The sequence below is a fragment of the Catenulispora sp. MAP12-49 genome, from assembly GCF_041262705.1.
Lineage (GTDB): Bacteria > Actinomycetota > Actinomycetes > Streptomycetales > Catenulisporaceae > Catenulispora.
The window spans coordinates 19,730-33,191 of record NZ_JBGCCP010000052.1 but is presented as its reverse complement, the minus strand read 5'-3'; the positions used below and the strand labels follow the sequence as shown (position 1 = coordinate 33,191).

8 protein-coding genes are annotated in these 13,462 nt (G+C 70.8%); 3 read left to right on the top strand and 5 right to left on the bottom strand.

What is annotated here, in order from left to right; translation table 11 throughout:
- The first annotated feature begins 15 nt into the window (after nucleotides 1-15).
- Nucleotides 16-357 carry a hypothetical protein gene (locus ABIA35_RS45600; RefSeq protein WP_370347113.1) on the top strand — a complete coding sequence of 114 codons (342 nt, stop codon included), beginning with the start codon at nucleotides 16-18 and terminating at the stop codon, nucleotides 355-357.
- 104 nt (nucleotides 358-461) lie between these two features.
- On the opposite strand, the gene ABIA35_RS45595 is transcribed toward ABIA35_RS45600, so the two are convergent.
- The 3 genes from ABIA35_RS45595 to ABIA35_RS45585 all read right to left on the bottom strand — a co-directional run bounded on the left by ABIA35_RS45595 (nucleotide 462) and on the right by ABIA35_RS45585 (nucleotide 2,303).
- Nucleotides 462-743, bottom strand: a complete 282-nt coding sequence (locus ABIA35_RS45595; protein WP_370362179.1) for a hypothetical protein — start codon at nucleotides 741-743, stop codon at nucleotides 462-464.
- A 105-nt stretch (nucleotides 744-848) separates the two neighbouring features.
- Nucleotides 849-1,835, bottom strand: coding sequence for a zinc-binding alcohol dehydrogenase family protein (locus ABIA35_RS45590; RefSeq protein WP_370362178.1), 987 nt, complete (start codon nucleotides 1,833-1,835; stop codon nucleotides 849-851).
- A gap of 90 nt (nucleotides 1,836-1,925) precedes the next feature.
- Entirely contained in the window at nucleotides 1,926-2,303 is a 378-nt protein-coding gene (locus ABIA35_RS45585) for a VOC family protein (protein ID WP_370362177.1), read from the bottom strand.
- Between the two features lie 159 nt (nucleotides 2,304-2,462).
- Here ABIA35_RS45585 and ABIA35_RS45580 point away from each other — a divergent pair, with 159 nt between their 5' ends.
- Both ABIA35_RS45580 and ABIA35_RS45575 read left to right on the top strand, forming a co-directional pair.
- On the top strand, nucleotides 2,463-3,287 hold the full coding sequence (locus ABIA35_RS45580) for a MerR family transcriptional regulator (protein ID WP_370362176.1): 825 nt from the start codon (nucleotides 2,463-2,465) through the stop codon (nucleotides 3,285-3,287).
- A 258-nt stretch (nucleotides 3,288-3,545) separates the two neighbouring features.
- Nucleotides 3,546-5,270: a condensation domain-containing protein gene (locus ABIA35_RS45575; RefSeq protein ID WP_370362175.1), complete on the top strand. Its 1,725-nt coding sequence runs from the start codon at nucleotides 3,546-3,548 to the stop codon at nucleotides 5,268-5,270.
- Nucleotides 5,271-5,360: 90 nt separating this feature from the next.
- Here the strand turns inward: ABIA35_RS45575 and ABIA35_RS45570 are convergent, their stop codons facing one another.
- Both ABIA35_RS45570 and ABIA35_RS45565 read right to left on the bottom strand, forming a co-directional pair.
- Nucleotides 5,361-6,368 carry a 3-oxoacyl-[acyl-carrier-protein] synthase III C-terminal domain-containing protein gene (locus ABIA35_RS45570; protein ID WP_370362174.1) on the bottom strand — a complete coding sequence of 336 codons (1,008 nt, stop codon included), beginning with the start codon at nucleotides 6,366-6,368 and terminating at the stop codon, nucleotides 5,361-5,363.
- 2 nt (nucleotides 6,369-6,370) lie between these two features.
- Nucleotides 6,371-13,438 (bottom strand): amino acid adenylation domain-containing protein, encoded by a 7,068-nt coding sequence (locus ABIA35_RS45565; protein WP_370362173.1) that lies wholly within the window; start codon nucleotides 13,436-13,438, stop codon nucleotides 6,371-6,373.
- Nucleotides 13,439-13,462: the final 24 nt, after the last annotated feature.

Below are 13,462 nucleotides of genomic sequence, written 5' to 3'. Positions count from 1 at the left end.
GACCGAGGAGGGCGATTGAGCGGCGACGAACGGAACCGCGTCCTCGCCGAGATCATCAGCAGCGACATCGTCGGCGGGATCCATCTGCAGCGGGTCGGGGAGATCCTCATCGCCCACGAGCGGGTGAATGCGCAGGCGCTACAGCGGAAGGCCGCCGGCCCTTCCCGGAGGAAGTCGCCGATCGACTTCGACGCCATCGAGCGCGCGCTGGATCTTGAGGACCGGTATTGCGAGGTCTGGCGCATGTGCCAGGAGCGCGGCCGCGAGTGGCGCCTGGCCGAAGGTCTGCAACTGCTGGAGCAGTCACTTCGCGAGACCGCCGAGCACTTCACCAGTATGGCTCTCGGGGAAGGATAGGTTCCGCGCGGGCGACGATCGCAGTGCGGCCGGCCACCCGCGATCAGTACGGCCTTGCCGCTGTCCGCCGGGTCCGTATCGCGTAGCGTCGACTGCACTCCATTTCACCCGCTCTTGGTCTCGGCCGAGGGCGGGTCCTCGGTGGCGGGCTCGCCGAGCGTGGTGAGCGCCGTGTAGTCCTCGGCCCCGGCGTTCTCGATCAGGTTGCTGTTCAATGCGGGCGTGACCACATCCGCGGCCGGACAGGCCGCGGAGTAGCTCTGCCCGCCACCGGTCGACGCGGCGGGACCGCCGGCGGCAGCGGCCACCGCCAGGCCGACCGCCGCCGACGCGACCGCGGCGCTCGCCGCCACGGCCGCCCAGCGGAGCTTGGTAGAAAGTTTCATAGGCTAATTAAGGAAGGGGCGGGCTGCCGAGGCAGAGATCGTTCATGACCGACGAGTGGCGCCGCTATGAACAATCACCACCCGTGCCACAGATGCCGGGCGACGCTATTCCGTGGTGTCGCCGGGCAGCAGGACCTGCTTGATTCCGGCTGATCCGGCAGCGACGCTCTGGTAGGCCTCGGCGGCCTTGTCCAGGGGCCATGCCTTGACCGCCGGAGCGGGCAGCAGGCCGCGGTCGAACAGCGGGGCGAGCTGGTCGAAGATGGCCGCGATCTCGGTCGGCTCCCAGAACAGGCTGGCGATCCCGGAGATGCGCAGCTGCCTGTTGACGATTTCCTCGCCCGGGTTGAACTCGATCCGGGTGAGGTTGTTGAAGGTCGCGGCCAGCCGGCCGCCGAAGCGCAGGCTGCGCACGGCGGGTTCGAACAGCGCGCCGCCGACGATGTCCAACGCCAGGTCGGCGCCGCGCCCCTCGGTCAGCTCGCGCACCGCCTCGGGGATGTCGCCGGAGGCGGTGTCGATGTAGTGCTCGACGCCTTCGGGCTTGTGCCGGGCGGCGATGATCGGCGTCGCGCCGCGCCAGCGCGCGAGCGCGGTGGCGGCCTGGCCGATCATGCCGGCGCCGCCGGTGATCAGGATGGTCTCGCCGCCGCGGATGTCCATCTGGGTGATCACCGTCATCCAGGCGGCGACGTAGGAACGGCCGACCGCGGCGGCCTCGCTCATCGTCAGCCGCGCCGGCTTGCGGGAGAGCAGCTTCTCCGGAAGGGCGACGTACCGGGCGTGCGTGCCCGGACGCGTCATGCCCAACTCCACACCCTGCGACCATCCGCTGCCCCACACCTCCTGGCCGGCCAGGCCGCCGTCGGAGACGACGACCCCGGCGAAGTCGCCGCCGGGGATCACCGGCACCGGGGTGCCGAGCATGCCGGTGGCGATGAAGACGTCGAGCGGGTTCACCCCGGCGGCGTGCACCTCGACGAGCACCTCGCCCGGGCCCGGCTCGGGAACCGGCTCGGACCGGCGTGTCAACGCCTGCGCCGGAGACCCGAAGGCCTGCAGGACGATCGCGTCCATCTGCTTGCTGGTCATGATCAAGATCCTTTCGTTGCTGTTTCCCACGATGGGCCGGTACCGCGTGACGGCCGGTACCGGGAAGTGGTTGCCGTTCGCCCTCGGCGGTTACTCGCTCTTGAAGGTGAGCAGGTCGAATTCGTTGCCCTCGGGGTCGGCGAACGTGGTCCAGCGGACCCCGGGCACCTTGACCTCGTCGACCGCCTTGGCGCCCAGGCCGGTCAGCCGCTCGATCTCCTGGTCGTAGTGCTCGGTGGCCAGGTCGAGGTGGAGCCTGTTCTTGACGGTCTTGGCCTCCGGGACGCGCTGGAAGAACATCCGGGGGCCGCTTGCCGGGCCCGCGGCCTCCAGCTGCGCCATCTCCGCGGTCGATCCCGGGCTGACCGGGCGGCCCAGAGCGTTCCCCCAGAACTCCGCCAGCGCGGCGGGATCCGCACAGTCGATGGTCAAAGCCATGACACTGACGGCAGGGACGTTTGCGTTCATGATGATTTCCTTCCAAACGGGTTTCGATGGGTCTCTACTGCGACCGGCACGCAGACCTCGCGGCCGAGTGACTCCACCGTCGGCGGTGCTCTCAGGGGAGGGTCAACAGCGGCGGGCAGCCTTGGCCCTCCCCTTAGGGGAGGGCCACATACTGGGCGTATGCCTGCCACACTGGCCATCGGCGACTTCTCCCGGGCCACCCACCTGAGCGTCAAAACCCTGCGCTACTACCACCGCGTCGGGCTCCTGACGCCGGCCGACGTCGACGCGGACACCGGATACCGCTGGTACACCGCCGATCAGATCCCGACGGCACAGGTCATCCGCCGCTTCCGGGACCTGGACATGCCGGTGGACCACATCCACGCCGTGCTGCGAGCCCCGGACCTGTACACCCGGAACAAGCTCATCTCCGAACACCTGGCGAACCTGGAGCAGACCCTGGCCCAGACCCAGTCCGCGGTGGCGTCGCTGCGCGACCTGCTCGCCGGCCCGACCGCCGCCGCACCGGTCAGCCACCGCCGGGCCACCGCGACCATGACCGCGGCCGTCACCACCGTCGTCGACAAAGGCGACTTCCTCCCCTGGTATCAGGGCGCGCTCGCCGAACTACACGCCACCATCGAGGCACGGGGCATGCGCGCCACCGGCCCGGCCGGCGGGTTGTACGACGGGGAACTGTTCACCGACGAACGCGGACAGGCCACGGTCTTCGTCCCGACCGAGGCGGAGATCCCGCGGCTGGGGCGGGTCGAACCCCTCGTCGTGCCGGCCGCCGAACTCGCCGTCATCGAACACCCCGGCTCCACCGCCGACCTCGACCGCGCCTACGGAACACTGGCCACCTACGTGGCAAGCCACGAACTACGACTGGACGGCCCCATCCGCGAGTACTACCTCATCGGCCGCCAGGACACCGCCGACGACAAGCAGTGGCGCACCGAAGTCTGCTGGCCGATCTTCAGCACCGGCGCCGACGACTGAACAGCCAGAAGATCCCTGCTTCTCTTGCCACGACTCCCGGCGCTGCGTCAGAATCCTTACCAAGATTTCGCAAGTGAGCTCTGAAGTGTTCGGACCGCAGCTCGCCTCCTGACAAACCGGACGGCGGTTGTCTCGCGAAAGCGACGAGGCGGACCAATTTCCTTGGCTTATCTCCCTTACCCGTACCGCCCGAGTAAACGTTTCACGATCCGTCACAGGGAGGACCGGCGCATGACTGCGACGTCTTCAGGTTTACAGGTGCGTGTGTCCTACCGCGGCAGCCGTCGGGAGCCGGGTCCGCTGACCTTCGGGCAGGCCAACGTGCTCAGCTGGGTGAGCCAGGATTCGAATGAGTGGTCGGCCGTGATCCCGGTCATCCATGCGGTCAACGGGAGCGTGCCCGTCGACCGGGTCGCGGAGGCGATCGGCGTGGTGATCGGGCGGCACGACTCGCTGCGGACCAATTATCTGCGCCAGTCCGGTGAAGCGATCCAGGTTGTCCGCGAGGCCGGAGAACTGATCGTGGATGTGCACGAGAACTTCGACGGTGACGCGCAGTTCCCGGCGAAGCTGGCGCGGCAGATGTGCGCCACGCCCTTCGAGCTGACCGCTGAACTGCCGGTGCGGGCTGCGATCGTCACCGAGCCCGGGGCACAGGACGGACCGCGGACGACCATCGTCATGGTCATCACCCACATGGCCATCGATGTCGGCAGCGGCGTCATCCTCACCGAGGAGCTGACCGATCTGGTCGAAGGCAAGAGTCCCGCCGATCTGCCGGACCCGGGCCTGCAGCCGCTGGACCAGGCGCAGATCGAACTGAGCCCCGTCGGCCTGCGGCGCAGCCAGAACTCGCTGAAATACTGGCGCTCCCGACTGGCCCAGGGGCCGCTGCGGCTGGCCGTGCCGCCGCTGGACGAGCCGGGCGAGTCGCAGCAGCTGCGGATCACCTCGCCGGCCGCTGCCCTGGCCGTCACCCGGATCGTGGACCGCACCAAGGTCGGGCACTCCAGCGTCGTGTTGGCGGCGGTGGCCGCCGTGCTGGGCCGGTACACGGGGGAAGAATCGACTCTCTTCGCCTCGCTGAGCGCCAACCGGTTCAGCAGCACGCTGAGCAGATACGTCGGCGCACTCGCGCAGGACGCCCTCATCCGCCTGGACCTGACCGCCCCGAGCTTCGATGCACTCGTGGAACAGGCCCGATCGGCCCAGCTGACCGCGCTCAAGCACAGCCAGTTCGACGCCAAGGCAGTGTGGCCGGTGATAGACGAGACCTTTGACAAGCGCGGCGTCGGCTTCACCCGCGACTGGGTCTTCAACGACGTCGCGGCCAACATCGAACCGGACCGGCAGAACAACGAACCGGCCCCGCTGGAACTGGTCGACCGGGCCCGGCCGGAGACCCGGATCAGCCGCAAGCCGGCCGAGTCGGAGCTGCCGGTGATGCTGTTCTTCCAGGTGCTGCGAGCCTGTGGCGAACTCGAACTCGACGTCACCGCGAACGGGCAGTTCTTCACCGCGGACACGGTGGAACGACTGCTGCGCGAGGTCGAGCAACTGCTGATCGACGCCGCCGCCGGTGACACGGCCCTCGCCCGGCCCGAGCCGCCCGCCGCCCGCCGCGGCACGTGGTGGCGGATCGCCGAGTGTCAGGTGCAGCCGACCGCGGTCAACGAACTGCTGGGTGCGGCCGGCCGGGCCTTCCTGGACGGCGACGAGTTGGTCGGCTACCTCGCCCGACCCGACCTGACCCCGCGCTCGGCGCACCTGGCCAGCCTGGCCGCACTTCGGTGGCGGCCCACAGCCGTGACACCCGCGCGCTACATCATCTGCGCCACCGCGCCGGACGACCTGGACGATCTCGCCGCCTGGCGCCGCCAGCGCGTCATCGCCGAAGGCGACGGCCGCCCCGGGCTCCACGAGGCTTTCGCCGACCATTCATCGACCACGCTGGAAACCGAGACGCACCAGGACAACCAATAGGCCAGGCGACTCGGAGATGGCATGGCTCTTGCTCGCGTCCGACCCGCCGCGCCAACGCTTCATCAGCGCGCACAGCTCACAGCTCACAGCTCACAAAGCGTGTGTCCGGCCCATCTTCCCGACACCGCTCTCCACCAGCACGGCGCTCCAGGAGGCCGTTGGGCTGGCGTTGAGTACCACCGACCGGGTCGGGGGACGCGCGGGGTCTTGTTCGAGTGCTGTGTAGAGGTTGAGCAGGGGGTCGTTGGCGCCTAGGTGGCCGTAGCGGCGGAGATTGTTGCGGCAGGCGCTGTGGAGGGGGGCTCCGAGTGTCTCCTCGTAGAACTGCAGGGCGGCGAGTGAGGTGTTCTGGCTGACGTGGTGCTGGATGTCGGTTGGACGGAGGTTGTTGCGTTCGAGGAGTCGGCGGTGCAGGGTGCCCAGCCTTGTGCGGGTTTCCATGGCGAGGGTGAAGGAGTAGCGGGAGATGTCGGTGCACACTTCGTGCCACTGCTCCTGGGGGCGGTCGCGGAAGTCGACGCGGAAGAGGTCCCAGTAGGCGCCGTTACTCTCCTGCAGGATGTCCACTATGCGTACCGGTCCCTCGCGGGCCAGGAGGAGGGCCTGTCCGCTGTCGCCGTAGATGGTGACGGGGTGGCGGTAGCGGTGCGGGGCCGCGGGTTTGCTGCCGTGGGCTATCAGGACGTGGCGGATGTCCGGATCGGCGCACAGCAGGCCCCTGGCGGTCAGCAGGGCCGGGGTGAGGGAGTCGCAGCCCAGTCCGCCGGTGGAGAAGGTCAGTGCGCGGTCCGCGCCCAGCAGTGCCTGGAGCCTGGTGACCTCGGATGCCACGAATGCCTCCGGGGCTCGGGGTTCCACCACGATGAGGGCGTCCAGGTCCTGGGGGGCCAGGCCTGCGTCGGCGAGGGTTCGGCGTGAGGCGTGCAGGGCGAGATGCACGGTGTCGAGTTCGTCGGCGGTGCGGATCTCCTCGATGCCCAGGGCCATGCAGGTCTCGTGCTCGTCCGGGGAGAGGTGGAGCAGTTCGGGCAGGTCCTTGACGGCGACCGTGGTCGGGGGCAGATACCAGGACGCTGCCCGCAGGGCGATGGAGGACATCCTCAGCGCGCCAGTTCTGTGAAGGCCCGGACGGTCTCCTCGGCCAGGTTCTCCGCTTCCTGGTCGGTGTGGCTGTCGTCGTACAGCAGGACCAGTTGCAGGGTCCTGTCGGTGATCGCGGTGGTCAGCACCAGCGGGAACCCGGCGGGTAGCAGGCGCCGGCCGCGGGAGGTCAGGTCCCGGCGGTTGCGCAGCAGCCGTATGCCCGTGTCGAAGCCGGAGCCGTCATGAGTGCCGTGGATGACCAGCGCCTGGGGTTCGGGCAGCGCCCGCAGCCGGTCCACCGCGGGTGAGGCCGGACTCAGATGGCGCAGCATGCCGTACCCCACGCCGTCGTTGGGGACGGAGCGGACCACGTCGGTGACGGCCGGCAGGCAGGCGCGGACGTCCGCGGCCGGGTCGACGGGAAGGGTCAGCGGATGCACGCTGGTGAACCAGCCGATGGCCGGTGACCTGCCGGCAGGCCGGAAGACGTTGGGCGCGGCCCGTCCCTCGGTCATGACGCTGGCCCCGTCCGTACCGCGCCACCGGGCCAGGGCACAGGCGAAGGCGCACATCGCGGCCGGGTCCGCGTCGGGCCCGCCTCGCAGGACATCGGCCACCTGGTGGGCTTCCAGTACGCGATGGACGACTCCCCCGGCGGGTCGGCTGCCGATGGCCGGCGGCTTGCCGTCGAGCAGGGCGGCGCCTGATCGCAGAGTGCTGGTCCAGTAGGCCAGTTCTCCCGCCAGGGCGTCCGAGGAAGCCATGTCCGTCAGATGCCGGGACCACTGGGGCCAGGTGAGGACGGGCGTGGGGGCGGGCAGCGGATGTCCGGCGACGAGTTCGCCCAGGGCGGCGTCCAGTTCGTCGATGAGCACGACGGTGGCCATGTTGTCGAAGACGAAGTGGTGGACGAGGAAGACGATCCAGGCGTTCCGGCGATGGCCGCGGTCGTAGTACCGCACGCGCAGGGCCGGGCCGCGTTCCAGATCGATCAGGGTCCTCAACTGAGCTATGTCGGCGGCCAGGAACTCCCGCTCTGCTTCGGCGTCCATCGGCGGCAGTACCTGGACGTCGAAGACGTCGACGGCGTCCGGCTCCGCGCAGTCGATCCGCCAGCCCAGGCTGTTGCGGCGGAAGCGGTAGCGCAGCGGCTCGTGCCGGGCGAGCAGATGGTCGACCGCGGCTCGTACGCTCTCGGCGTCCGTCCGGACGGTGACCTCCAGCAGGTGTGCGTCCGCGAAGTCCGGCGCTCCGGGCGGCATCCGGTCCAGGAACGTGCGCATGATCGGTGTCAACGGGACCGGGCGATGGTCAGGCCGGGCCGTGGCAGCGGCAGCGGCAGTCCTGGGGGCGGGCGGGATGGCGACAGCCGGGCCGACCGCGGGAACGAGGTCGGCGCTCACCGTCGTCGCCGCGGCGAGGTCGCGCAGTGAGTGGTGCTGGAGAATCTGTTGCGGGGTGAAGTGGACTCCGGAGCGAGCGGCACGAGCGGCGACCCGCACGCCCAGGACCGAATCGCCGCCCAGCTCGAAGAAGTTGTCCTCGGGACGGACCTGCGCGGTGCCGAGCAGTTCGGCCACAACGCGGGTGAGAACTTCTTCGGCGTACGAGGGGGTCGCCATGGCCGTCTCCTTCAGGCTCCTGCGATCGAGTTTTCCGGTCGCGGTGAGCGGCAGGCGGTCATGGAAGACGACGCTGCCGGGCACCATGAATGGGGGCAGTGCCCGGGCACTCCAGCGGCGCAGGGCGTCCTCGGTGAGTACCGGGAGCGCCGGGCCGCCGGTCGTCACGTGCGCGACCAATCGGGTGGCCCCACCCGGTCCCGGCGCGGGAACCACTGAAGCGCCACGCACCGAGGGGTGGCTCAGGAGCACCCGTTCGATCTCGGCGGGCTCCACCCGCTGTCCGCGGATCTCCACCTGGTCGTCGAGGCGCCCCTGGAACTCGATCGTGCCGTCCGGTCGCAGTCGTCCGAGGTCGCCGGTGCGGTACATGCGCGCACCCGGTGTTCCGGAGTACGGGTCGGCCGTGAAGCGCCGGGCGGTCAGTGCGGGCAGTCCGCGGTAGCCGCGGCCGACCGCACGGCCGGCGACGGTGATCTCCCCGATCTCGCCTGCCGCGACCGGTGAGCCGTCCGGCCGCAGCAGGTACACCGAGGTGCCGGTGACGGGTCGTCCGATGCCGGGCAGTGCGGACATATCGGCGTCCGTGGCGGGACCGGTCGCGCCGGCGGTGGAGACGACCGTGCACTCGGCGGGACCGTACATGTTCACCAGCCGGAACGGGCAGTCGGCCGGGGGACGGACGCGGAGCAGGTCGCCCCCGGTGGTCACCACCCGCAGCCGCAGACCGGGCGGCCAGGCGCACTCGGTCAGGACGACCTCGGCGAGGTGGGTGGGCAGGAAGGCCGCGGTGATGCCGTCCGCGGCGAGCCCGTGCAGGAACGCCCCCGGCTCTTGGAGTGCGGTCGAGGCGAAGTGCAGGGTGGCGCCCCGGCACAGGGTCGTCCACACGTCCAGCACGGCGACGTCGAAACCCGGCGCCGCCACCTGCATCACCCGGTCGTCTCCGGTGAGCTGCGTCGCGTCGTGGTACCAGTCGACGAGGTTGCGCAGACTGACATGTTCGATCTCGCACCCGTGCGGCCGACCCGTGGAACCGGAGGTGTACGCCACGTACGCCAGGTCGCGTGACCCCGGTCGGCCCGGGGACCCAGTGGCGGTTTCCACCAGGACGTCCTCGTCGCCGCTTTCGGGCACGGCCGGCCGGGCCGGCATGCAAGTGCGGCCCCGCAGATTCCCGACCACGGGGGCGGCTGGTCCGATCCCGGCGCTCGTCAGGATGTCCTCGATCCGCTGCCGCGGCCAGGCCGGGTCGACGGGCAGGAAGGCGCCGCCGGCCTTGACGACGCCGAGCCAGCCCACCACCAGGTCCGGGCCGCGGTCGGCGACCACGGGCACCACACTCCCCGGGCCGACGCCGGCCGCGGTCAGCCGCCGGGCGAGTCGGCCGGCCGCCGCGTCGATCTGCGCGTAGGTGTGCACGTGTCCGTCGGCGACCACCGCGGGGTGGTCGGGGCGGCGCGCCGCCTGCTCCTGGACCAGATCGTGCACCAGCCGTCCGTCCCCGGGGACGGCGCGGGCACCGGTGAGCAGAGCCAGGGGCCGGGCGGCGGGACGCGGCGGACCCGGCAGCGCCTCCAGGGGGCGACCGGGACCATCCAGCGCGGCCCGTAGCAGTTCGGGCAGCCAGGCGGCCAGCCCGGCCATGGTCGTGTCGTCGAACAATGCCACCGCGTACTCCAGGTAGGCGTGCAGCGGGCCGTCGTCCTGGTCGGTCACGCCCACGGTGAGGTCGAACTTCGCGGTGCCCGGGGCGATGCCGCCGATCGGCCCGTCCAGCAGCCGCGTCAGGCGCAGGTCGCCGGGCGGAAGGGCCGGGGCCGGGGCGTTCTGGTACGTGTAGGCCACGTCGTACAGCGGGTGGCGTCCGGGTTCGCGGCGGCGGCACACCGCGGAGACGATCTTCTCGAACGGGATGTCCTCGTGGTCGAGGACCCCGGCGACGGTCTCGGCACAGCGGCGCACCAGCGCGCCGAAGGACAACCGGCCCTCCACCCGGGTGCGGAACGGCGGCAGGTTGTTGAAGTAGCCGATCAGGTCGTGGGTGGCGGGGTTCGTGCGGCCCGAGGTGCCGACGCCGACCACCACGTCGGTCAGTCCGGCCCAGCGGTGCAGGGCCGCGTCGACCAGGGCCAGCATGGTCACGAACGTCGTGACGCCCTGCTCGCGGCTGTACGAGCGCACCCGCGCGGCGAGTTCGACATCGAATGTGAACTCCGTGATGGCGCCGGCGAAGCTCTGGACGGCCGGACGCGGCCGGTCCAGGGGCAGCGCGGCGGTGTCGAGACCGGCCAGCTCCGCGCGCCAGAAGTCCAGGCCCCGCTCCAACTGCTCCCCGCTCAGCCAGGTGCGCTGCCAGGCGGCGAAGTCGGCGTACTGGATAGGCAGTTCAGGTAGTTCGGGCAGTTCAGTCGGTTCAGTCGGTTCGGTTGGTTCGGTTGGTTCAGTCAGTTCGGTTGGTTCGGGCAGTGCGGCCGGTTCCGCGGGCTGCCCGGCGCACCGCGACCGGTAGAGCGCGAAGAGGTCGCGGAAGAACACCGACGGCGACCAGCCGTCGAAGACGATGTGGTGGTGGGTGTACAAGAGCACGTGGTCGTCGTCGTCGAGTCTCAGGAGCGTTGTGCGCAGCAGCGGCCCGGCGGCCAGGTCGAACGGGCTGAGCGCCTCCTCGTCGGCGAGGAGACGGGCCCGGTGCTCACGCTCGGCGGGCGCCAGAGCGCTCAAGTCCACCAGCTTCAGGTCGGGGCCGGCGGGCAGGAGCTCGGCGTAGGGCTCGCCGTCGTCGTCCCGGATGGCCGTCCGGAGGATCTCGTGGCGGTCGGCGAGGTCCTGTAGCGCTCCGCGCAGCGCGGTGGTATCGAGCGGACCGTGCAGCCGCAGATCGGCCGGGATGTTGTACAGAGGGCTGTCCGGGTTCAGCCGGTCCAGGTACCACAGCTGTTCCTGGCCGTAGGAGAGCGGGAGCCGGCCGCCGTGATCGAGGCGGGGGATCGTGCGGTCCATGTTCGCCGCTCCCTGCGATCGCAGCCCACTGACATGCCCGGCCAGGGAGCGGACCGTGTGGTGGGCGTAGAGGTCGGCGAAGGTGAGCGTGACGCCCAGGTCGCGTTCCAGCCGCCGCAGAACGCTGATCCCGGCGATCGAGGTGCCGCCGAGGGCGAAGTAGTCCGCGTCGGCGTCGAGTTCGTCCGTTCCCAGCACCTCTTGCCAGACCGCTGCGACGAACCGTTCGGCCTCCGCCTCCCCGGCCGGGACCCGCCGGGCAGGGACTTCCGCTGCGGGGGAAGCCGTACGCGAAACCGGGTCGGCGGCGGGTGGACCGGCCCAGCAACGCACCGGCTCGAAGGGATAGGTCGGGGCCTGGATTCGGCCAATGTCCGTACCCCGGTAGCGGTGTTCCCAGTCGAACGCCCCGCCCAGCACGTACACCTTCCCGAGCTGGTTCAGCAGACCTCGCACTCCCCCACCCGACAGCAACGCGACCAGCGGCAGGTCCGGGGCCGCCGCGCAGATCCGCCGGGACAGCAGGCCGTCGGCGCCCATCTCCACCAAGACGGCCCCCTCCCGCCGGAACGCGCGGACGGCTTCGCGCAGCCGATCCGGGTCGATCGCGTCGGGCTCGGCGGTATCGGCGGCATCGGCTGCGCGTACCGCGTCCTCGACAGAGAGCTCGCCCTCGGCAGCACGCACACCGGGTGGGGCACTTCCGCAGCCCACGAAGTGCAGCCCGCCCAAACCCCAGTCCTGCAGCACGCGGAACAGTGCGAGCTGGCGCCACACCACCTGGCCGCGCGGACCGCAGGCCGCGGCACCGGCCCGCGGCGCCGCGTGCGCCAGTTCGGGCAGCTCGGCGGCGAGTTCTGTCCAATACGGCCCTTCGCACACCGCGTCCGGGGAGAACAAGAGCACGACGGGCCGCTGCTCGGCGGCCGCGTCCACCCCGGGCAGCGCCGCAGATCGCAGGGCCCTGGCCAGCTCCGCGGTATCGGCAGCAGTGACGGCCAACCGGTAGGGATGGTCATCCCGGCCGCGGTTGAGCACGTGCGCAACGGCACGCAGCTCGTCTGCGCTGCTCTCGGCGAAGCTTGCCAGCCGCAGCCGGTAGCGCTCCAGAGCAGCGGGGGATTTGGCCGATACGGTGACCAGTTCCACGCCGTCCGGCGCCTGTTCGGGCGGCTGTGGGCCGGGCGATGGGTCCGGGTCCGGGGCCTGTTCCAGGACGGCATGCGCATTGGTCCCGGTCAGGCCGAAGGAACTGATACCGGCCCGCCGCGGTTTGTCGCCGTCGCCGGGCCATGGGCCGCCGGCGGGGTCGAGGTACACCGGCCCGGTGAAGTCGATCAGCGGATTGGCCTGCGTGAAGTGGGCCATGGGGTGGATCACGCCGTCCCGCACGCCGCCGAGCACCTTCAGCAGGCCGACGACGCCCGCGGCGTTGCCCAGGTGGCCGATGTCGCCCTTGACCGAGCCGATGGCGCAGTGCGGGGCGTCCACCCCGGCGTTGAGAAAGGCCCGCCGCAGCGCGTCGGCCTCCACCACGTCGCCCAGCGGGGTGGCAGACCCGTGGCACTCGATGTACCCGATGGTGCGCGGGTCGACGTCCGCGTCCCGCCACGCCGCCGTGATCACCTCGCTCTGGGCGATCTGGCTGGGAGCGCCCATGCTTGCCGCCCGGTAGCCGTTGTGGTTGACCGCGACGCCTTTGATCACCGCCAGGACGGTGTCCCGGTCGGCCCGCGCTTGACGCAGGGGCTTGAGCAGGACGATCCCGCCGCCCTCGCCGCCGACGGTGCCGTCCGCGCGGGCGTCGAACGGCCGGCAGGAGCCGGTCGGCGACTCCACACCGCGCAGGACGTCGCGATCCTGCCGTTCAGTCAGCACCGTCTGCACACTGATTCCGCCGGCGAGCGCCAGATCGGCGTCCCCGCAGCGCACGGCCCGGACCGCGTGGGCGATGGCCACCAGCGCGCTGCTGCAGGCGGTGTCCAGCACCAGAGCGGGGCCGACGAGGTCGAGCAGATAGGCCACCCGGGCCGCGGTCGCGGCCGGGAGTGTGCCGAGGATCCCCTGGGGGTCGCCGCCCTCGCACAGGGTCTCGTAGAGCGAGTCGGCGTGCGCCAGGCACACCGCCGTGCGCGATCCGCGCAGCTGCCCGGCGGCGTAGCCCGCGTTCTCCATCGCCTGGTGGGCCAGTTGCAGGACGAGGCGCTGGTGCGGATCCATCAGCTCGGCCTCGCGCCGCGAGATACGGAAGAACTCGTGGTCGAACAGGTCGATCCGATCCAGGTAGCCCAGGTGCAGATAGCGGTCCCCGGACGGGGCGGCGTGCTGGAGCACTCGCTCCGGCGTGGGAGGCGCGATCCCGTCGTATCCGGTCACCAAGCGCTCGTGGAAGTCCTCCAGGCCGTCCGCCCCGGGGAACAGCCCTGCCGCCCCGATGATCGCCACGTCGCCGTCACGCATCCTGCGCACCCCTGCCTCTCACAG